Source organism: Allobosea sp. NPDC055353, from assembly GCF_053644975.1.
The window spans coordinates 422,473-442,503 of sequence record NZ_JBSHMC010000003.1 but is presented as its reverse complement, the minus strand read 5'-3'; the positions used below and the strand labels follow the sequence as shown (position 1 = coordinate 442,503).

The 20,031-nt window shown below is 66.5% G+C and carries 22 protein-coding genes; 11 read left to right on the top strand and 11 right to left on the bottom strand.

The window, feature by feature from the left end; all coding sequences use genetic code 11:
* Positions 1 to 72 precede the first annotated feature (72 nt).
* Complete coding sequence (hemJ, locus tag ACWIEX_RS22690) at positions 73 to 495, bottom strand: protoporphyrinogen oxidase HemJ (protein WP_454035191.1); 423 nt, start codon at positions 493 to 495, stop codon at positions 73 to 75.
* 11 nt (positions 496 to 506) lie between these two features.
* On the bottom strand, positions 507 to 1,541 hold the full coding sequence (gene hemE / locus ACWIEX_RS22685; protein WP_454035190.1) for a uroporphyrinogen decarboxylase: 1,035 nt from the start codon (positions 1,539 to 1,541) through the stop codon (positions 507 to 509).
* A gap of 471 nt (positions 1,542 to 2,012) precedes the next feature.
* On the opposite strand from hemE, the gene ACWIEX_RS22680 reads away from it, so the two are divergent.
* From ACWIEX_RS22680 to dnaQ, 5 genes are read left to right on the top strand one after another with little or no spacing between them, the layout of a single operon-like run.
* On the top strand, positions 2,013 to 2,843 hold the full coding sequence (locus ACWIEX_RS22680) for a pyruvate, water dikinase regulatory protein (RefSeq protein WP_454035189.1): 831 nt from the start codon (positions 2,013 to 2,015) through the stop codon (positions 2,841 to 2,843).
* The gene (locus ACWIEX_RS22675; protein ID WP_454035188.1) at positions 2,840 to 3,466 is read left to right on the top strand and encodes a Maf family protein; all 627 of its coding nucleotides are present in this window, start codon (positions 2,840 to 2,842) and stop codon (positions 3,464 to 3,466) included. Before ACWIEX_RS22680 ends, ACWIEX_RS22675 begins: the two co-directional genes overlap by 4 nt.
* Positions 3,467 to 3,478: 12 nt before the next feature.
* Positions 3,479 to 4,312: a shikimate dehydrogenase gene (locus ACWIEX_RS22670; RefSeq protein ID WP_454035187.1), complete on the top strand. Its 834-nt coding sequence runs from the start codon at positions 3,479 to 3,481 to the stop codon at positions 4,310 to 4,312.
* A gap of 15 nt (positions 4,313 to 4,327) precedes the next feature.
* Positions 4,328 to 4,942: a dephospho-CoA kinase gene (gene coaE / locus ACWIEX_RS22665; protein ID WP_454035186.1), complete on the top strand. Its 615-nt coding sequence runs from the start codon at positions 4,328 to 4,330 to the stop codon at positions 4,940 to 4,942.
* A 4-nt stretch (positions 4,943 to 4,946) separates the two neighbouring features.
* On the top strand, positions 4,947 to 5,663 hold the full coding sequence (gene dnaQ, locus ACWIEX_RS22660) for a DNA polymerase III subunit epsilon (protein WP_454035185.1): 717 nt from the start codon (positions 4,947 to 4,949) through the stop codon (positions 5,661 to 5,663).
* A gap of 158 nt (positions 5,664 to 5,821) precedes the next feature.
* Here dnaQ and ACWIEX_RS22655 read toward each other — a convergent pair whose 3' ends face one another.
* Both ACWIEX_RS22655 and secB read right to left on the bottom strand, forming a co-directional pair.
* Entirely contained in the window at positions 5,822 to 6,556 is a 735-nt protein-coding gene (locus tag ACWIEX_RS22655; protein ID WP_454035184.1) for a TerC family protein, read from the bottom strand.
* 169 nt (positions 6,557 to 6,725) lie between these two features.
* Positions 6,726 to 7,220 carry a protein-export chaperone SecB gene (secB, locus tag ACWIEX_RS22650; protein WP_061966659.1) on the bottom strand — a complete coding sequence of 165 codons (495 nt, stop codon included), beginning with the start codon at positions 7,218 to 7,220 and terminating at the stop codon, positions 6,726 to 6,728.
* Between the two features lie 243 nt (positions 7,221 to 7,463).
* Here secB and ACWIEX_RS22645 point away from each other — a divergent pair, with 243 nt between their 5' ends.
* The 5 genes from ACWIEX_RS22645 (at position 7,464) to ACWIEX_RS22625 (ending at position 11,386) form a co-directional block, all read left to right on the top strand.
* Entirely contained in the window at positions 7,464 to 8,189 is a 726-nt protein-coding gene (locus tag ACWIEX_RS22645; RefSeq protein ID WP_454035183.1) for a Tim44/TimA family putative adaptor protein, read from the top strand.
* Complete coding sequence (gene mltA / locus ACWIEX_RS22640; RefSeq protein ID WP_454035182.1) at positions 8,186 to 9,355, top strand: murein transglycosylase A; 1,170 nt, start codon at positions 8,186 to 8,188, stop codon at positions 9,353 to 9,355. Before ACWIEX_RS22645 ends, mltA begins: the two co-directional genes overlap by 4 nt.
* 1 nt (position 9,356) lies before the next feature.
* Positions 9,357 to 9,917, top strand: coding sequence for a Smr/MutS family protein (locus ACWIEX_RS22635; RefSeq protein ID WP_454035181.1), 561 nt, complete (start codon positions 9,357 to 9,359; stop codon positions 9,915 to 9,917).
* Entirely contained in the window at positions 9,914 to 10,288 is a 375-nt protein-coding gene (locus ACWIEX_RS22630; protein WP_454035180.1) for a helix-turn-helix domain-containing protein, read from the top strand. The genes ACWIEX_RS22635 and ACWIEX_RS22630 overlap by 4 nt, the downstream gene beginning before the upstream one ends.
* A 99-nt stretch (positions 10,289 to 10,387) precedes the next feature.
* Entirely contained in the window at positions 10,388 to 11,386 is a 999-nt protein-coding gene (locus ACWIEX_RS22625; protein WP_454035179.1) for an adenosine kinase, read from the top strand.
* A 40-nt stretch (positions 11,387 to 11,426) separates the two neighbouring features.
* On the opposite strand, the gene ACWIEX_RS22620 is transcribed toward ACWIEX_RS22625, so the two are convergent.
* The 5 genes from ACWIEX_RS22620 to ACWIEX_RS22600 form a co-directional block, all read right to left on the bottom strand.
* Positions 11,427 to 12,062 carry a pyridoxamine 5'-phosphate oxidase family protein gene (locus tag ACWIEX_RS22620; protein ID WP_454035178.1) on the bottom strand — a complete coding sequence of 212 codons (636 nt, stop codon included), beginning with the start codon at positions 12,060 to 12,062 and terminating at the stop codon, positions 11,427 to 11,429.
* Positions 12,063 to 12,113: 51 nt separating this feature from the next.
* Positions 12,114 to 12,899 (bottom strand): alpha/beta fold hydrolase, encoded by a 786-nt coding sequence (locus ACWIEX_RS22615; protein ID WP_454035177.1) that lies wholly within the window; start codon positions 12,897 to 12,899, stop codon positions 12,114 to 12,116.
* Positions 12,900 to 13,037: 138 nt separating this feature from the next.
* Positions 13,038 to 15,209, bottom strand: coding sequence for a polyribonucleotide nucleotidyltransferase (gene pnp, locus ACWIEX_RS22610; RefSeq protein ID WP_454035176.1), 2,172 nt, complete (start codon positions 15,207 to 15,209; stop codon positions 13,038 to 13,040).
* 263 nt (positions 15,210 to 15,472) lie between these two features.
* On the bottom strand, positions 15,473 to 15,742 hold the full coding sequence (gene rpsO, locus ACWIEX_RS22605; RefSeq protein ID WP_061966650.1) for a 30S ribosomal protein S15: 270 nt from the start codon (positions 15,740 to 15,742) through the stop codon (positions 15,473 to 15,475).
* A 173-nt stretch (positions 15,743 to 15,915) separates the two neighbouring features.
* Positions 15,916 to 16,287, bottom strand: coding sequence for a winged helix-turn-helix transcriptional regulator (locus ACWIEX_RS22600; RefSeq protein ID WP_454035175.1), 372 nt, complete (start codon positions 16,285 to 16,287; stop codon positions 15,916 to 15,918).
* 124 nt (positions 16,288 to 16,411) lie between these two features.
* Here ACWIEX_RS22600 and ACWIEX_RS22595 point away from each other — a divergent pair, with 124 nt between their 5' ends.
* Positions 16,412 to 17,035, top strand: coding sequence for an NAD(P)-dependent oxidoreductase (locus tag ACWIEX_RS22595; protein ID WP_454035174.1), 624 nt, complete (start codon positions 16,412 to 16,414; stop codon positions 17,033 to 17,035).
* A 79-nt stretch (positions 17,036 to 17,114) separates the two neighbouring features.
* On the opposite strand, the gene ACWIEX_RS22590 is transcribed toward ACWIEX_RS22595, so the two are convergent.
* Complete coding sequence (locus ACWIEX_RS22590) at positions 17,115 to 17,465, bottom strand: Atu4866 domain-containing protein (protein WP_454035173.1); 351 nt, start codon at positions 17,463 to 17,465, stop codon at positions 17,115 to 17,117.
* 297 nt (positions 17,466 to 17,762) lie between these two features.
* A complete protein-coding gene (locus tag ACWIEX_RS22585) occupies positions 17,763 to 19,859 on the bottom strand; it encodes a methyl-accepting chemotaxis protein (RefSeq protein ID WP_454035172.1) in 2,097 nt (698 codons plus the stop codon).
* Between the last annotated feature and the right edge of the window lie 172 nt (positions 19,860 to 20,031).

Here is a 20,031-nt window from a genome sequence, read left to right as displayed (position 1 = left end):
GGACGCTGGAGAAGCGCAGCGTCCTGATAGCGGGAATCGGCCCGGGGCTCAAGCAGGAAAGCGCGGAAGGCCTCAGAACGGCTTCACGATGACGAGAATGACGATGCCGACCATCAGCAGAGCCGGGATCTCGTTGAGGATGCGGAAATAGCGCGGCGACTTCACGTTGCGGTCGTTCGCGAAGTTGCGCACGTGCTTCACCAGCACGCCGTGGATGCCGGAGAGGATGAAGACGAGCAGAAGCTTGCCGTGCAGCCAGCCGCCCTTGAAGCCGAAGGCGGACCAGGCGAGGTAGAGGCCCAGCACCCAGGTCGCAATCATCGCCGGATTGATGATGCCCTTGAGGAGCCGGCGCTCCATGATCTTGAAGGTCTCCGACTGGATCGAGCCGGTCTGCGCTTCCGCATGATAGACCATCAATCGCGGCAGGTAGAGCATGCCGGCCATCCAGGAGATGACGGCCATGACATGGAAAGCCTTGATCCACTCGTACATTGCCTGAACCCTCAGCCCCGTACCCGTTTCAGCAGGCGCTCGACATGCGCGATCGGCGTATCCGGCAGAATGCCGTGGCCGAGATTGAAGATGAAGGGCCGATCGCCGAAGGCTGTCAGGATGGCATCGGCCTCTCGCTCCAGCGCGTCGCCGCCGGCGCGCAGCACCAGCGGATCGAGATGGCCCTGCACCGGAACCCTGGACTGGATCTCATTGCGGGCGAAAGCCCGGTCGATATCGGTTTCGAGCCCGACGGCATCGACGCCCGTGCCTGCGACATAGTCCGGGATCAGGTGCCCGGCCCCGCGCGGAAAGCCGATGATCCGCGCTTGCGGATGCACAGCGCGCACACCCTCGACGATCTGTCGCGTCGGCGCGATGCACCAGCGCCTGAAATCCTCCGGCCCGAGCGCACCCGCCCAGCTGTCGAAGATCTGGACAGCATCGACGCCCGCCGCGATCTGCGCGTTCAGATAGGCGATGGACGAGGTTACGATCCGGTCGATGATCGCCTGGAACAGGATCGGGTCGCGTGCGAACAGCGCCTTCGCTGGCCCCTGATCCGGCGTGCCTCGACCTGCGACCATATAGGTCGCCACGGTCCATGGCGCGCCGCAGAAGCCGATGAAGCCGGTCTCAGCCGGCAGGGCAGCCCGGACCCGGCGAGCGGTCTCCGGGATCGAATCCAGCTTGGCCTGATCCGCGGCACGATCGATCTCCGCCAGGCGGTTCGCGTCGGCTACCGGTTCCAGCCGCGGCCCCTCACCTTCGGCGAACCAGAGTTTCTGGCCGAGAGCCTGCGGCACGAGAAGGATATCCGCGAACAGGATCGCGGCATCGAAGCCGAAACGCCGGATCGGCTGGAGCGTTACCTCGGCAGCGAGCTCGGGATCGTAGCAAAGCGAGAGAAAGCTGCCGGCCTTGGCCCTGAGCTCACGATACTCCGGCAGATAGCGACCCGCCTGGCGCATCAGCCAGATCGGAGGGATCGGCAGGGCTTCACCGCCAAGCACACGGATCAGGGCAGGGGTCTCGCGTGTCGTCATGCCTGACGGGCCATCCATCCCGCTATCTCTTAAATTAAGATTCCTAGAGAGAATCTTTTGTTTTGACTCTTGGAGGCAGGGAGATAGCCCGCCGCAATTTTGTCCACAACCGATCCACAGCCACTGGGACAGCGAGTCGCGGGTCGCGCGGAGCCATGGTCACCGGTTAAGGCTTTATTAACGAATTGGATTCGGCGGGCGCCTCGCCGGCTTCCGAAATGATTCACGTGAAACACTTTGTTTACCATCAACAGCGGGGCGGCTGTTGATGGTTCGGGCGGGTTATACAGAGCCGCCACCCGGCCTCCGTTTCCTGTTCGGTTGTCCACACTGCTCCCCATGGCCCGGGATAACCCGGTCGTTCCGAAACCGCGGGGAAAGAAACCCCAGCCACGTCAATTCTCGTCGCGGTGATTCCGGTCGCGCTCAAAGCGCGCTAGAGGATAATCACGCTTCAGGCCGGGGGATGCCGTGGTCCGCAACTATTTCCATCTGCATCTGGTCTCGGATGCGACCGGCGAGACGCTGATTGCCGTCAGCCGGGCCGCCGCCGCGCAATATGAAAGCGTCTCGGCGATCGAGCATGTCTATCCGCTGGTTCGCTCCGAGGCGCAGCTTGCCCGCGTCCTCGCCGAGATCGAGGCCTCGCCCGGCGTCGTGCTCTACACCCTGGTCGAACCGGAATGGCAGGAGAAGCTCGAAAATTTCTGCCGCGAGCTCGGCTGCCCGTGCCTGTCGGTGCTGCAGCCCGTGCTCTCGCTGTTCCAGTCCTATCTCGGCCAGGCGTCGGCGCCGAAGCCGGGCGCGCAGCATGTGCTCAACACCGAATATTTCCGCCGTATCGACGCGATGAACTACACGCTGCTGCATGATGACGGGCAGATGGGCGGTGATCTCGACAATGCCGACGTCATCCTGGTCGGCATCAGCCGAACCTCGAAAACGCCGACGAGCATCTATCTCGCCAATCGCGGCATCAAGACCGCGAACATTCCGCTGGTGCCGAATATCCCGCTGCCGCCGGAACTGGAAAGCGCGCGCAAGCCCCTGATCGTCGGTCTTATCGCCAGCGCCGATCGCATCGTCCAGATCCGCCAGAACCGCTTGCTGTCCCTGCGTGCCGATGACGATACATCCTATGTCGATCCCACCGCCGTCGCCGACGAGGTCACGCAATCGCGCCGTCTCTGCGCCCGCAAGGGCTGGCCGGTGATCGACGTGACGCGCCGCTCGATCGAGGAAACCGCGGCCTCGATCCTCGACCTGCTCCGCGACCACCGCATGAAGTTCATCGCGACATGAGCGGATCATCCAGCCTCTGGCTCGTTCCCGAGCCGCTGATCCTCGCCTCAGGCAGCGCAACCCGGCGCGACATGCTCCTGGCCGCCGGTATCCCGGTCGAGGTGGTCAAGCCGGAGATCGACGAGCGCGCCGTCGAAAAGCCTTTGGTCGATCGCGGCGTGCCGGCGGATCAGGTTGCGGCCGCTCTCGCCTGTGCCAAGGCGTTGGCCGTTTCGCGCGACCGTCCTGGTCGCTTCGTCCTCGCGGCCGATCAGACGCTGACCTGTGAGGGCACAGCCTTTCATAAGCCCGCCGCTCTCGCCGCGGCGGAAAGGCAGATCGCATCCCTCGCCGGCCGGACTCACGAACTCCATTCCGCGTTCGTCATCGCGCAGGACGGCGCGCCGCTGGCGGAAGGGCTCGAGGCCGCGCGTCTCACCATGCGCAGGCTCCAGTCTGATTTCATCGCGCGCTATCTGGTTGTCGCCGGCGCGGCTGCTCTGAGCAGCGTCGGCGGCTATCAACTCGAAGGGCCGGGCGCCCAGCTCTTCGACAAGATCGAGGGCGACCATTTCACCATTCTGGGCCTGCCGCTCCTGGCTGTGCTCGCTGCGCTGCGCGATCTCGATTGCCTCGCCCGCTAACGGATTGCATTCATGGCGCCTCGCTGCTTCGTCATCGGACATCCCATCGCGCATTCGCGCTCGCCCCTGATCCATGGCGAATGGCTGCGCGAGCACCGGCTTGCCGGCTCCTATGAGCGGATCGATGTCGCTCCCGCCGATCTCCCGGCCTTCATCGCTCGCCTGCGCGATGGCGAATTCGCTGGCGGCAACGTCACCGTTCCGCACAAGGAAGCGGTGATGGCGCTGGTCGATGAGGTCAGCGATGCCGGCCGCGCGGTCGGCGCAGTCAACACGCTCTGGCGCGAGAATGGCCGGATCATCGCCGATAACAGCGATGTCGGCGGCTTCCTCGCCCATCTCGATGCGACGGTGCCCGGTTGGCAGGATCGGGTCGGCACCGCCCTCGTCCTTGGCGCCGGTGGCGCGGCCCGCGGCATCTGCTACGGGCTGAAGGCGCGTGGCCTCGAGCGCATCCTCGTCGTCAACCGCAGCCCCGAGCGCGCGGCCGAACTGGTCGCTGCCCTCGGCCATCCCCTGGATGCCGGCGATTGGGCCAAGCGCGACAGCCTCGTTGGAGAGGCCGATCTCATCGTCAATACGACGGCGCTCGGCATGCACGGCAAGCCGTCCTTGGAGATCGATCTCGCGGCCCTGCGGCCGGGGACCGTCGTCGACGACATCGTCTATGTCCCCCTGAAGACCGCGTTGCTGGCCGAAGCGGAACGGCGTGGCGGGGTTCCCGTCGATGGTCTCGGCATGCTGCTGCATCAAGCTGTACCCGGTTTCGCCCGCTGGTTCGGCGTGACCCCGCAGGTCACGTCGGCGCTTCGCGCCCTCATCGAAGCCGATATCCTGAAGGCCTGATTCGCCGGAGCAGCCATGACCTTCGTGCTGGGCCTGACGGGCTCTATCGGAATGGGAAAATCGACGACCGCGCAGCTCTTCGAAAAGCGTGGCGTGCCCCTGCACGATGCCGATGCGGCTGTGCACCGCCTGCATCGCGGCCGGGCCGCAGTGCCGATCGAAGCGGCCTTTCCGGGCACGGTGGTCGACGGAGCGGTCGATCGCGCGAAGCTGGGCGCGGCGGTGCTCGGCAAGCCCGAGGCGCTGCGCCGGCTCGAAGCGATCATCCATCCCCTCGTGCGCGAGGAGGAGGAAGCTTTCCTCGCCCGCTGCCGTCGCGAAGGTGCGGAGCTCGCCATCATCGATGTGCCGCTGCTGTTGGAGACAGGTGGCGAGGCGCGCTGCGACGCCGTCCTCGTCGTGACGGCGCCGGCCGAAGTCCAGCGCCAGCGCGTGCTCGCACGACCCGGCATGAGCGCGGAAAAACTGGACGCGATCCTGTCGCGCCAGATGCCGGATGCGGAGAAGCGCCGCCGTGCCCATTTCCTTGTGGACACCTCGCGCGGCCTCGTGGCCGCCGAGCGGCAGGTCGGTTCTATCCTGATGGCGCTCGCCGGCCGTCCCGGGCGCGGTGCACAAGCGAGGTCCTGAAGCGATGCGCGAGATCGTTCTCGATACCGAAACCACCGGCGTCGAAGCCAATAACGGCGACCGCATCGTCGAGATCGGTTGCGTCGAACTGCTCAATCACTGCCCGAGCGGCCGCACCTTCCACGTCTATATCAACCCCGAACGCTCGATGCCGATCGAGGCCTTCAACGTCCACGGCCTCTCGGAAGAGTTCCTCTCGGACAAGCCGGTCTTCGCTGCGGTCGCCGATGAATTCGCCGACTTCATCGCCGGCGCCAAGCTGGTGATCCATAACGCCGCCTTCGACGTCGGCTTCATCAACATGGAGTTCAAGCGCCTCGGCCTGCCGCCGATCGAGCAGGGTTTTGTGGTCGATACCCTGTCGATGGCGCGCCGCAAGCATCCTGGCGCCTCGAACAGCCTCGATGCGCTCTGCTCGCGCTATGGCATCGACAACAGCCGCCGCACCAAGCACGGCGCCTTGCTCGACTCCGAGATCCTGGCCGAGGTCTATATCGAGCTGATCGGCGGCAAGCAGGCCTCGCTCGGCCTTGGCGTCGAGGCGGCCGCCGGCCGCCCCGGCCTCGCCATGGCGGCGGTCGAGAAGCCGCAGCGTCAGCGCCCGCTGGCGCCGCGCCTCAGCGAGGAGGCGCTCAAGGCGCACGAGGCCTTCATTCTCGGCTCGCTCAAGGCGCCGCTCTGGAAGGGCTATCTCGGCATCACCGACGACGCGGCGCAGTAGCATCGCAGCTTGTCATTCCGGGGCTTCGCGAAGCGAAGAAACCCGGAAACGACGACCGGGTGAACGGGCTGCAACGGAACACCCGATGTCTCACCCAGTCGTGGGTTCCGGGTTCGCGCCGCTGGCGCGCCCCGGAATGACAATGGGAAGGCCGAAGCTTATCGCGCCCGGCGGCGCGACAGCATGTTGAGCGCCTCGATGAGGGCCGAGAAGGCCATCGCGGCGTAGATATAGCCCTTCGGCACATGCACGCCGAAGCCCTCGGCGATCAGCGTGCCGCCGATCATCAGCAGGAAGCCCAGCGCCAGCATCACGATGGTCGGGTTCCTGTCGATGAAGCGCGCCAGCGGATCGGCGGCGAGCAGCATCGTCAGGACGGCGACGATGACGGCGATCACCATGACCGGCACATGTTCGGTCATGCCGACGGCGGTGATGATCGAGTCGATCGAGAACACCAGATCGAGGATCAGGATCTGGAAGATCGCCGCGCCGAAGCCCAGCGTCGCGGCGCGCGTGCCGCCTTCTGCGAGGACGGATTCCGGATCGGGATCGACCTTGTGATGGATTTCCTTCGTCGCCTTCCAGACCAGGAAGAGGCCACCGGCGATCAGGATGAGATCGCGCCAGGAGAAGGCCTGGCCGAAGACCGTGAAGATCGGCGCGGTGAGCTTGACGATGAAGGCGACGGTGCCGAGCAGGCCGAGGCGCATGACCAGCGCCAGGCCGATGCCGATCTTGCGGCCCTTCGAGCGCTGATGCTCGGGCAGCTTGTTGGTCAGGATCGAGATGAAGATCAGGTTGTCGATGCCGAGCACGACCTCCATGGCGATCAGTGCCCCGAGCGCGGCCCAGACGGCGGGGTCGGCGGCAAGCGTCATCAGGTGGTCCATCGGGTCTCCATCGGATACGGAAAAGGCGGGCGTCCCTGCCGGGGCGTCCGCCGTCGATCCGGTCGAGATGGAGAGGGATGCCTTGCACCGCAAGGACAACAATCATCCGCAATAAACGAAGAAAGGGCCCACGAGGGCCCTTCCGTCAGGTTTGCGATACGGCGACCGATCAGTTGGTCGCGGTGCCCTGCTGGCCCTCGAGCTCCTGCAGGCGCTGCTGGAAGAGCTGGGCGAAATCGATCGGCGGCACGTAGAAGGGCGGGAAGCCGCCGTTCTGCACGGCTTCCGCGATAATCTGCCGGGCGAAGGGGAAGAGCAGGCGGGCGCAGTCGATCACCAGCACGGGGTGGATATGCTCCTGCGGGATGTTCTGCAGGCGGAACACGCCGGCATAGCTCAGGTCGAAGGCGAACAGCGTCTCGCCCTTGAGCTCGGCCTTGCCTTCGAGGCGCAGCACGGTCTCGTAATCGTCGTCGGCGAGAGCGGTCGAGCCGACATTGACCTGCAGCGACATCTGCGGGCCCTGCTGGGCCTCCTGCTGGGCGAGCGAGCGCGGCGCCTTCGGGTTCTCGAAGGAAAAGTCCTTGGTGTACTGGATCAGGGCATTCAGGCTCGGAGCCGCTTCGGCGCCGGCGCCATTGCCGTTGGGGAGTTCGTTGGCCATCGGTCCCATCTTGTTCTGGCAGGCTGTCTCGGGAAATCCCGCGCCTCTGCCGGCACTCGGGACTGCGCTCCATGCTATGGAGCGGCGCGCGCGTCGGCTATCATGGACGCCGTGCCGGCACAAGAAGTCGCCTTCACAAGCGGAGGGGTGGATGTTACGAGCCAGTCTCACCATATGATGGTGAAGGCCCGGCGCGAGCGCGGATGGGCAGGGTAACAACGGGGAGCCGCGGGTCAGCTTTCGATGCAAAATTCCTTCGACATGCAGACTCTGGTCTTCCTGATCCTGGCCGTCTTCGTGGCCTGGAAGCTGCGCTCCGTGCTCGGCCAGAAAACCGGCAACGAGCAGCCCAAGGACCCCTTCGCCCGCCGCGAGACGCCGCCGATGCGGCCCGATCAGGCGCAAAGCCCGGACAAGCGCGACAATGTGATCCGCCTGCCGGGCGCCGCCAACGACCCGGTCGCACCGGAGTTGCCGGCGGCCGAGCGCTGGAAGGATTTGGCCGCGCCGGATTCGCCCGTCAGCGCCGGCATCGAGGCGGTGATCCGCCAGGAGCCCGGTTTCGATCCGCATGAATTCGTCGGCGGTGCCAAGGCCGCCTATGAGGCGATCGTCACCGCCTTCGCGCGCGGTGACCGCAAGATGCTGAAGGGCCTCCTCGCCAAGGAGGTCTATGACGGCTTCGAGCAGGCCATCTCCGAACGCGAGAAACGCGGCGAGAAGGCGGAATCGAATTTCGTCTCGATCGACAAGGCCGATCTCGCTGCGGTGGACGTCAAGGGCAAGACCGCCCAGGTCACGATCGCCTTCGTCTCGCAATTGATCAGCGTCACCCGCGACGCTCAAGGGTCGGTCGTCGATGGCAGCGCCGAGCAGGTCTCGGAGGTCAACGACATCTGGACCTTCTCGCGCCAGCTCGGCAGCCGCGATCCCAACTGGCTGCTCGTGGCCACCGAATCCGCCGCGTGAAGCGTGGCGGCGCCGGTGTCGCACTGGCGTTCTCCGCGATCCTGGCCCTTGCACCCGTGACCGCCATGGCCTCGTCGCCCCCGCTGCCTCCAGGAGCCCGCGCCGAGGCGCTCTCGCCAGCGGATCTCGCCGGCTGGACGCAGGACGATCACGCCAGGGCCTTCGCCATCTTCGCGGAGGGATGCATGGCCGATCCGCCCCTGCGCCAGGGCGTGCCGCTGCCGGAACATCTCACCTCTGTCTGCGACAAGGCGAAGGCGCTGCTTACGGCAGGGCCGGTCGATCGCCCGGAGGCGAAAGTCTTCTTCGAACAGAACTTCTCCTTCTGGCGCATCCATCCGGAGGGCGGTGGGACCGGCTTCACCACCGGCTATTTCGAGCCGGAATTCGAGGGCTCGCTGACCCGCTCCGACGCCTTCCCGACGCCGCTCTACGACCGGCCGAAGGATCTGGTGACGCGCTTCTCCGAGGATGACTTTCCGGGCCTCGACAAGACGCTCTCGGCTGCACGCCGCACCGGCAAGGGCTTCCAAGCATTCCCGGACCGCACGGCGATCGAGACCGGTGCGCTCGACGGGCAGGGGCTCGAGATCATGTGGCTGCGCGATCCCGTCGATCGCTTCGTCCTGCAGGTGCAGGGCTCCGGCCGCGTTCGCCTGCCGGACGGGTCCGTCACGCGGCTGAGCTATTCCGGTCGCAACGGCCATCCTTATACCTCGCTCGGGCGCGTGCTCAGCCAGCGCGAGAGCATTCCGCCCGAGCAGATGACCATGGACCGGCTGATCGCCCGGCTGAAGGCCGATGCCGGCTTCGCCCGCGACCTGATCCGCCTGAACAAATCCTTCGTCTTCTTTGCCCGCCGCGACGACCTTCCCGCCGAAAGCGGGCCGATCGGCGGCGCCGGCCTGCCGCTGACGCCCCTGCGCAGCATCGCGGTCGACCGCACGGCCTGGCCCTATGGCGTGCCGGTCTGGATCGACACGACCATCCCGACCGGAACCGGCGGCGACGAGCATCTCGCGCGCCTGATGATCGCGCAGGATACCGGCTCCGCCATTCTGGGCCCGGCCCGCATGGATCTCTTCGTCGGCTCCGGGGCTGCGGCGGGCCATCGCGCCGGCCTGATTCGCCATCCCGTCGCCTTCACCGTGCTCTGGCCGCGCTGAGATGCGCGCGCGCCGCGGAAAGACCCTGACGGAGGCCGATATCGCGCTCTGGCGCCAGGTCGCGCGCTCGGTCAGGCCCTTGCCCGGCCGGGCGCCGGTCGAGCCCGAGCCGGCTGCCGAGGCCGCTCCCGCACCGACAGAAACCGCGATACGAGCCGTCGCTGCAGCTCTGCCCGTGAAAGCCCTACCGCCGTCAGCCCCGCCGCTGGCGCCGATCGAGCGGCGTTTGCGCACGCAATTGCGCCGCGGCCAGCAAAGCGTCGATGCCTCGATCGACCTGCACGGCATGCGGCAGGACGAGGCGCATCTGGCGCTCCATGCCTTCCTGCGCCGCGAACAGCGCCGCGGCTGCCGCATCGCGCTGGTCGTCACCGGCAAGGGCGCGGTGGCGCCGGCTCTGTTCGGTGACGAGCGTGGCGTGCTGCGCCGGATGGTGCCGCATTGGCTGCGCCTGCCCGAGTTGCGCACGCTGGTCCTGGGCTTCGAGGAGGCCGAGCAGCGCCATGGCGGCTCCGGCGCGCTCTATGTCCGCCTGCGCCGGCTCAGGGAGCATGGGCCGTGACCCCCTTCGGCCAGCGCGTCCGGGCCTTGCGCGAGGCGCGCGGCATGAGCCTCGCGCAGATGGCGGAGGGTCTCGGTGTCTCGCCGGCCTATCTCTCGGCGCTGGAGCACGGCAAGCGCGGCCGCCCGACCTTCACCCTGATCCAGGGTGCGATCCATCTGCTCGGCGTGATCTGGGACGAGGCCGACGAGCTCGTTCGCCTCGCTGACCTCTCGCATCCCCGCGTGATCATCGACAGCGCCGGGCTCGAGCCGGAAGCGACGCTCTTCGCCAACCGGCTGGCGCGCGAGATCGGTCTGCTGGAGGGGGAGGACCTGCGCCGCCTCGCCGCCGTGCTCGACGAGGCTGTCGCCCGTCGTGGCCCGGCCTGAAACGGCCATGCTTGACCGCAGGGCAGGCGGATGCGACAGGGCCAGCACCTTCCCTATCGGCCGACGGGCCGCGCCCTCCGGACAGAGCAAGCAAGAGCCATGACCCAGACCCGTACGGACGTTCTCGCCCTCGGCAACGCCATCGTCGATGTCCTGGCCTCGGCCGAGGAGGATTTCCTCATCGCCCAGAAGCTGACCAAGGGCGCGATGATGCTGATCGACGAGCCTCGCGCCGAGTCCCTCTACGCCGCCATGGGTCCGGCCCGGATCATCTCGGGCGGCTCGGCCGCGAACACCATCGCTGGCCTCGCCTCCTTTGGCGGCAAGGGTGCCTTCATCGGCAAGGTCCGTGGCGACGAGCTCGGCAAGCTCTATCGCCATGACCTGACCTCGCTCGGCGTTGCCTTCGGCACGGCCGATGCGACGGAAGGCCCGGCGACCGCGCGTTCCTTCATCATCGTCACGCCGGACGGCGAGCGCACGATGAACACCTATCTCGGCGCCTGCCAGGGCCTGTCCGTCGCTGATGTCGATGCCAAGGCGGTCGAGAACGCCGATATCGTCTATCTCGAGGGCTATCTTTGGGATCCGCCGGCGGCCAAGGAAGCCTTCCGCAAGGCCTCGGAGATCGCGCACAAGGCCGGCGGCCGCGTCGCCATCACCCTGTCGGACTCGTTTTGCGTCGACCGCTATCGCGACGAGTTCGTCGGGCTGATCCGCAACCGCATGGTCGATCTCGTCTTCGCCAACGAGCATGAGCTCAAGAGCCTCTACGAGACCGCGGATTTCGACACTGCGCTGGCGGCGCTGCGCGCGGAGAACATCCTCGCCGTCGTCACCCGCTCCGAGAAGGGCGCGCTGGCGGTGACGCCGGACGGCATCGTCGAGGAGCCGGTCTTCCCGGTCGAGCGCGTGGTCGATGCGACCGGCGCCGGCGATCTCTTCGCCGCCGGCTTCCTCTATGGCCTGACCTCGAATCGTGAGACCCGCGACTGCCTGCGCCTCGGCGCGCTGGCGGCAGCCGAGATCATCTCGCATCTCGGCGCCCGGCCCGATGTCAGCCTGAAGACGCTGGCGGGCAACGAAGGACTGCTCTGACATTGTCCTTCTCCCCCAAGGGGAGAAGGAAGAGGGCGCTTCAATACAGCGTCGCCTTGACCCGGCCCGGCAGCGCCTCGTCATAGGCCTTGCCGTCGAAGGTCTCGACCTTGGCGTCGCGCGCCGTGATGTCGCGCAGGATCGTCCCGGGCGAGGGCAGGTTGCGTCGGTCGACCTGCCGCTCCGGGTTCCAGAGCTCGGCCCGCACCACCGCGCGCGAGCACTGGAAGTAGACGGCGTCGACATGGACGATCATGACGCTCGCCGGCAGCTTCCCGGCCATCTCGAACTGCGAACACAACCCTGAATCGCAGGAAAGCTCCGCGCGTCCGTTCACGCGCAGCGTCTCGCCGCAACCAGGGATCAGGAAGAGCATTCCGATTCGATCGTCGAACAGGATATTCTTCAACGAATCCAGTCGGTTATTGCCTTTTCGGTCGGGAATCAGGAGCGTTTTCGCGTCCCGGACCGTGACGAAGCCCGGCAGATCCCCGCGCGGCGAGCAATCCAGCCCCTCCGGACCGACCGTCGCGAGCACGAAAAACGGCGAGGCGGCGATCAGCGCCGCATAGTTCGCGTCGACATGATCGATCTCCTTGAAGGTCGATGCCGGCGCCATCAGGTTGGGATAGGCACGGGCGAGGTCGTCGAGCGAGGCGATGCGGTGGTCGGACATGCCGGTCTCCCTGGATCGGCATATGTCTAGACTATTGAATGCAGCGCGTCATCACCTCCCGGCACGTTGCGTGAGAGACAAGCCAGCGGCGATGGCCGCAGCGAGACCGGCCGGGTTGTCCCACGGGATCGAATGCCCGGCGTGCGGCACGATGGCGATCTCGACCCCGGCCTCGGGCAGCCCCGACGCGTCATCGTAGGGCAGTGACAGCTCGCCGATGATCAGCGTGCGCGGCACGGGCAGTGACACGAGCGTGCTCCGCCATGTCGGGTCGCTGCCCTCGACGAGCGAGCGCGCCGTCCGCTGCACGGCATAGGCGGCGCTGCGGGCGAGCGAGGCCGCCCAGATATCGTTGCCCTCTGCCTGGGCCGCACGCACGATCGCGTCCTGGCCGCCGGCGCAATACTCCGCTTCCGGGATCGCTGCGATACCGCGGCTGAACTGTCCGCCGCCCGGATCGAGATTGGGTTCGCCGACAACGAGCCTGCCCAGGCGCGGCCCCAGTATCGCGGCTGCGTCAATTGCGACGGCGCCGCCCATGCTGTGCCCGAAGAGATCGACCCGGGGCAGTTCCAGCGCATCGACCAGCGCGACGATGCAGCGGGCGTGATCCGCGATCGTATAGCCGAACGCTTCCGGCCGATCGCTGAAGCCGGAGCCCAGCAGGTCGACCAGCAGCATGCGCCGGCCGTGCAAGGCCGGATCGGCCGCGACCGTCGGATAGTCGCAGGACGAGGCGCAGCCGAGCCCATGGATCATGACCAGGGCCGGCTCCTCGCCGGGGAGATCATGGTAGCGCAACGATCCGCCAGCATCGGGAACGGCAAAGGATTTCATCGGCAGGCACTCCGGCTTTCACGGAAGACTAGCAAAGCCATTGTCCGGATAGGGCGGGATATCGCTTCGCCGGAACGAAAAACGCCCCGCATCAGCCGATGCGGGGCGTCCTGTTTCACGTGAAGGTAGCTTGGCCGATTACTCGGCCGCGCCCTGCTTCTCGCGGGCCTTCTCGGCCTCGCGCTGAGCCTTGAGCTTCTCGGTCAGGTCCTCGCCGGTGGCCTGGTCGACGACCTTCATCGAGAGGCGGATCTTGCCGCGCTCGTCCTGGCCGAGGAACTTGACCTTGACCTTGTCGCCTTCCTTGACGACGTCCGAGACCTTCTGGACGCGCTGGGGAGCGAGCTCGGAGATGTGGACGAGGCCGTCCTTGGCGCCGAAGAAGTTCACGAAGGCGCCGAACTCCATGATCTTGACGACGGTGCCGTCATAGATCACGCCGACTTCGGCTTCCGAGACGATCGACTTGATCCACTTGATCGCGGCTTCGATCGACTTGCCGTCGGCCGAGGCGATCTTGATGGTGCCGTCGTCCTCGATATTGACCTTCGCGCCGGTCTTCTCGACGATCTCGCGGATGACCTTGCCGCCGGAGCCGATGACTTCACGGATCTTGTCGACCGGGATCTTCATCGTCTCGATGCGCGGCGCGAACTCGCCGAGCTGGCTGCGCGAGGCGGAGAGCGCCTTGTTCATCTCGCCGAGGATGTGATCGCGACCGCCCTTGGCCTGGTCGAGGGCGACCTTCATGATCTCCTCGGTGATGCCGGCGATCTTGATGTCCATCTGCAGCGAGGTGATGCCCGCGGCGGTGCCGGCCACCTTGAAGTCCATGTCGCCGAGATGATCCTCGTCACCGAGGATGTCGGAGAGCACGGCGAAGCGCTCGCCTTCCAGGATGAGGCCCATCGCGATGCCCGCGACCGGGGACTTCAGCGGAACGCCCGCATCCATCAGCGCCAGCGAGGTGCCGCAGACGGTGGCCATCGAGGAGGAGCCGTTCGACTCGGTGATCTCCGAAACGACGCGGATCGTGTAGGGGAACTCCGCCTTCGCCGGCAGCATCGGACGGATGGCGCGCCAGGCGAGCTTGCCATGGCCGATTTCGCGGCGGCCGGGCGAACCCATGCGGCCGGTCTCGCCGACGGAGTAGGGAGGGAAGTTGTAGTGCAGCAGGAAGGTTTCCTTGTAGGTGCCTTCCAGCGAGTCGATGAACTGCTCGTCATCGCCGGTGCCGAGCGTGGTCACGACCAGCGCCTGGGTCTCGCCGCGGGTGAACAGGGCGGAGCCGTGGGTGCGCGGCAGCATGCCGGCCTCGGCGACGATCTTGCGCACGGTCTTCAGGTCGCGGCCGTCGATGCGGGTGCCGTCGTCGAGGATGGTCCAGCGCACGACCTTGGCCTGGGCTTCCTTGAACTGGCCGCCGACCTGCTCCTTGGTGAAGCTGGTCTTGCCATCCGGCTCGGCCGAGATCAGCGAGGCGACCTTCGCCTTGGCGGCGTCCAGCGCCTTGTAGCGCTCGGCCTTGGTGGTGATCTTGTAGGCGGCGCGCAGATCGGCGTCGACGAGCTTCAGGACGGCGTCCAGGACGACGGAGTTGTCGGCCGGGGTATAGTCGCGCGGCTCCTTGGCGGCCTTTTCGGCCAGGCGGATGATGGCGTCGATCACCGGCTGGAAATGCTTGTGGCCGAACATCACGGCGCCGAGCATCACGTCCTCGGGAAGTTCCTTGGCCTCCGACTCGACCATCAGCACGGCGTCCTGCGTGCCGGCGACGACGAGATCGAGAACCGAGTCCTTCATCTCCTCGATCGTCGGGTTGAGCTTGTAGGCGCCGTCGATATAGCCGACGCGGGCGCCGCCGATCGGGCCCATGAAAGGCACGCCGGAGAGGGTGAGCGCAGCCGAGGTCGCGACCATCGCCAGGATGTCGGGGTCGTTCTCCAGGTCATGCTGGAGCACGGTGACGACGACCTGCGTGTCGTTCTTGTAGCCTTCGACGAAGAGCGGGCGGATCGGACGGTCGATCAGGCGGGAGACCAGCGTCTCCTTCTCGCTCGGACGACCTTCGCGCTTGAAATAGCCGCCGGGGATGCGGCCGGCCGCGAAGGTCTTTTCCTGGTAGTTGACGGTCAGCGGGAAGAAGTCGAAGCCCGGCTTCGGCTCCTTGGCCGAGACGACGGTCGCGAGCAGGACGGTCTCGCCATAGGTGGCGAGCACGGCGCCATCGGCCTGGCGGGCGACCTTGCCGGTCTCGAGGACGAGCTTGCGGCCGCCCCAGATCAGTTCTTCGGTTTGGATGTCGAACATGGATTTATATCTTTCGGTCGGGTTTTGACCCGTCCGGTGCCTTCAGGCCCATGGGCAAGACGGCGGAACACCCGGATCATGCGAGATTGCGCGTCCGGGCGCTCGGCGATCCTGCCATGGACGTCTTGGGCGCCCGGCGGGTCACGCGGGAGGGCCGCCCCATGCGGCCGCCGCGGCAGTCAGGCGGCTCGCCCCATGGCGGCCTCACCTGAGAAGGAGCCGCCCGGAGCAGGTCGCACCGGGCGGAAACCGTCGGCTTTCGATCAGCGGCGGATGCCGAGCTTCTCGATCAGCGTCTTGTAGCGGGCCTCTTCCTTGCCCTTCAGGTAGTCCAGCAGGGACCGGCGCTGCGAGACCAGCTTGAGCAGGCCGCGACGCGAGTGGTTGTCCTTGTTGTGGGACTTGAAGTGGCCGGTGAGGTTGGTGATGCGCTCCGTGAGGATCGCGATCTGCACTTCCGGCGAGCCGGTATCGTTCGGCTTGGTGGCGTGTTCCTTGATGAGCGCGGTCTTGCGCTCGGCAGTGATCGACATCGGGATATCCTCGTGTTCGGGTTGATCTGGCGGGCCAGGCCGGGATGTCGTCCAGCAAGGTCCGAAGCCCGCGAGCCGCCTCATCGCGGAGGGGTCGCGCCGCCGGCTGGTTGAGCCGGTTGCCCGGGCATATACACGAAATCGGTGGAAACGCCAGCGTTCCCGAGTCCGGGCTAGACCGAGACCCCGCCGCGATCGTAGCGCTGCTGCGCGGCTTCGACCTCGCCGATATGCGCCTCGGCCCAGAGGGTGAGCTGGTTCACCGTCTGCGCCAGCGTCCGCCCGAGCCCGGTCAGCGAATATTCGACGGTCACCGGCACCGTCGCGAACACCTCGCGTCGCACCAGCCCGTCGCGCTCCAGGCTCTTCAGTGTCTGCGACAGCATCTTCTGCGAGATGTTCTCGATCCGGCGCCTGAGCTCGTTGAATCGCAAGGTGCCGTCGTCGAGCGCGATCAGGATCAGCACGGCCCAGGTATCGCCGATGCGGTCGAGCACGCGCCGGGTCGGGCAGAGCGCCTGGAAAGGATCGGGGCGTTTCAGCATGGCGGTTTCCCGGAGGTGACCATGTCGCGTGAAAGTGCCTTCTTTACGAGGCGGCCCGGCAGGGTCAGATAGGTTCAATTGGAGTGCAGGTATCCATTGGATACTACAACAAGGAACCTCTGTCATGACAATCGCCAAGAAGGTCGCATTGATCGGCGCCAGCGGATTCATCGGTTTGCGCCTGCTGGCCGAGCTTGCCGCGCGCGGCCATGCCGTCACCGCCATCGTCCGCAATCCCGAGAAGGTCGCCGCTCTGGCGGGCGTCACCGCCGTCAAGGGCGACGTCTTCGACAAGGACGGGTTGGCCAAGCTCATCGCCGGCCATGACGTCGTGGTCAGCGCCGTTCATTTCACGGCCAGCGATCCGCAGGTCCTGCTGGCGGCGGTGAAGCAGTCCGGCGTGAAGTGCTATCTGGTGGTCGGCGGTGCCGGCAGCCTCGAGGTCGCGCCGGGCGTGAAGCTGTTCGACACCCCGGAATTCCCTGCCATCTATCTCGAAGAAGCCCGCAAGGGCGGCGCCTTCCTCGACCTGCTGAAGCAGGAGCAGGGCCTCGACTGGAGCTTCCTCTCGCCCTCGGCCCTGATCCAGCCGGGCGAGCGCACCGGACAATTCCGCCTCGGCACCGACCAGCTTCTGGTCGACGCCAAGGGCAACAGCGCGATCTCGGCCGAGGATTATGCGATCGCGCTCGTCGACGAGCTGGAGAAGCCGGCCCATAGCCGCCGCCGCTTCACGGTCGGCTATTGATCCGCGCGTGATAACGAAAAGGGCCGCGCCTCCCATCGGGAAGCGCGGCCCTTCTTTATTGAGCGGCTCGCGATTGCGCTTACGCCTTGCGGAAGCGTTTCTCGCCGATGCTCAGCGTGCCGCGCTTGAGCTTCCCGAGCGCGACCCAGCCGGTTTCGCCCTCGAAATAGAGCTTCGAGCGGTCGACCGCATAGCGGCCGACATGCTTGGCCCCGGCGGCGGGCTTGGCCTTGTGGAACTGGCCATCGGGCCGGAGGTCGATCAGGATCGACCCGTCCTCGGTCTTCCACTGGCCGATCGCGGCCTGTTCGAAGGGGCCGAGGGTGTCGGCAGTGTCGAAATCGATCTCGAGCGGGCGGACGGAACGGCTGGCCGGCGCGAGGCCGGAGGCGAACTGGCCGAGAGCCTGAAGAACCTGGCTGATCTGCATGGTTTTCGTCTCCCTGTGGTGGTGACGGCTGAAACCGCTTGTCGCAGACATCCCCGTCGGGACCTGTCAGCAAGCGGTGCGGCATCGATCGACTCCAGCGAGTCGGCCGAGGAACGTCACGGATTGAATGTGCAAGGGCGGCGTCGTGATGGAGCAGAGCTCCGGCGCCTGTCACGGAGATAGGCCGATCGAGCGTCTCGGCAAGAGGCGGCGAGCAAAAATTTCTCCTCGAAACGCCAACGGCGCCCTTTCGGGCGCCGCGCGTGTCGTTCGAGGATGCGCCGAGGCTGTGCCGCCTCAGAACTCCTCCCATCCGGAATCGTTGGCCCGGCCGCCATTGGCGACCTTGCGCGGGGCGGGCGCGGTGCGGGACTGGACGAAGGCGGCCTCGGCGAGCTGCCGCAGCCGCTCCGGCTCGCCGGAGGTGGCGGGAGCCGGCCTGGTGGCCCGCATCGGCGCCTTCGCGCGGGCCATCGCGGCCGGCTGCGCATAAGCCGCCTGGCCGGCGGGCTCGCGCCCGGTGCGGAAGGTCGCGACCAGTCCGTTGAGCTGCTCGATCCGGCCGGAGAGGGCGTTGGCGGAGGCCGCGCTCTGCTCGGACAAAGCCGCGTTCTGCTGGGTCATCTCGTCGAGATGGGCGACCGCCTGGCTCATCTCGTCGATGCCGTTGGCCTGCTCGCCGGACGCTGCCGAGATGTCGGCGATCGTCGCCGCGACCTTCTGCGAGGCCGCCAGGATGCGGCTGAGCTGGTCGCCGGCCTGCCGCACCAGCTTGACGCCCTCGCCGACCTCGACATTGGACGAGGAGATCAGGCCGGAGATGTCCTTGGCCGCCTCGCTCGAACGCTGCGCCAGCGTCCGCACCTCCGAGGCGACGACGGCGAAGCCCTTGCCGGCATCGCCGGCGCGGGCCGCCTCGACCGCGGCGTTGAGCGCCAGCAGGTTGGTCTGGAAGGCGATGTCGTCGATCACCCGGATGATGTCGGAGATCTTCTGCGAGGCGGTCTCGATCCGGGCCATGGCGTCGACCGCCTGTCCGGCGATCGCGCCACCGCTCTCGGCGGCCTGCATCGCCTCGTCGGCGATCCGGGCGGCATCCTTCGAGGCCTGGGCCGAGGCCTTGACCGAGGCGGCCAGCTCCTCGGTGGTCGCAGCGGTCTCCTCGAGCGAGGAGGCCTGCTCCTCGGTGCGCTTCGACAGATCGTCGGCGCCCATGTTGATCTCGCGCGCGGCCAGCCCGACATCGGCCGAGGTCGTCTGGATCGTCGCGACCGTGTCCGAGAGGCGATCCACCGTCTCGTTGATCGCGCCCTTCAGATCGGCGAAGCGGCCACGATAGGCCGTCTCGATCCGGTTGGTCAGGTCCCCGCCCGCGATCGCAGACAGCGCCCCGGCGAATTCCGTCGTCGCCCCGTCAACGACCGCGTTGATCTCGTTGATGCCGGCCACCAGCCGCTGCATCTGCTCGTCGGCATCCTGGATCTGGAGGCGCGCCGAGAAATCACCGGCTGCGGCCGCAGCAACGACCTCGCCGACATCCGAGACCACTGCTTCCATCGATTGCGCCCTGGCGAGGCGCGTGGCTGCCGCGGCCCGTTCCTGTTCCTGCAGCAGGGCGACCTGCTCGGTGCTCTGGCGCAGCACGGATACGGCGCGCGCCATCGTGCCGATCTCGTCCCCGCGCTGGGCATGAGGCACGTCGATGTGGGTATCGCCTGCGGTCAGCTTCTCCATGACCTGGCTGAGATCCAGGATCGGGCGGGTGATCGAGCGCTGAGCAAAGATCAGCGCGACACCGACCGAAACCAGCAGCGTCATCAACAGCACGATCGGCATCAGCCACTGGACCTGCCGGGTGAAGGCGGTCGCCTCGTCGCTGACCGCGATGCTGGCTTTCTCGACACGCTGGCTGAAATTGATCAGCAGGTCGTTCAGGGCCTTGCGGTTGGAGCGGTTGGCTTCGTTGTTACCTTGTTCGTTGGCTGCCGCGGGTGAAACCTCGCGGCCCAGCCGGGCCGTCTCGGCCCGGAAGGTGATGAACTCCTCGACCGCCTTGGCGATCTGGTCGACGACAGCGCGTTCTTCCGGCGGCGCGACCTTCTGCAAATCGGCGGAGAACCTGCGCAGCGTCGGGAAGCGATCCTCGATGCCCTTGGCGAAAGGCTCGGCCTCCTTGCTCGTCTTTGCCATGTAGACACCGCGTGAATCCATCACCACCGCGGTGACCACGCCGTTGATGCGCTGGGTGAGCAGCGCGACATTGGCCTGGAGATCGGCGCGTGTATTCAGGTCGTCGGCCTTGTGCAGGCCGTAGAGACTGATGATCGCCGACAGGATGGCGCCGGCGGCGACGATGGCCAGCATGGCAAGGATTTTCAGGCGGATGGATTTCATGAATGGCGCCCCGAGGCGGCTCCCCGACATTGGAAGCCGTTCCAAATTCTGACCTTTGGGCGTTAATGATAAAAAACTGCTTAAAAGCTTAAGGGGATGAAAATTCTCTGTTTTTCTGCCAAAGCTTAAACGCGGCGAAAGGACTCGCCCGCAGCAGGATCGAACTGATCCT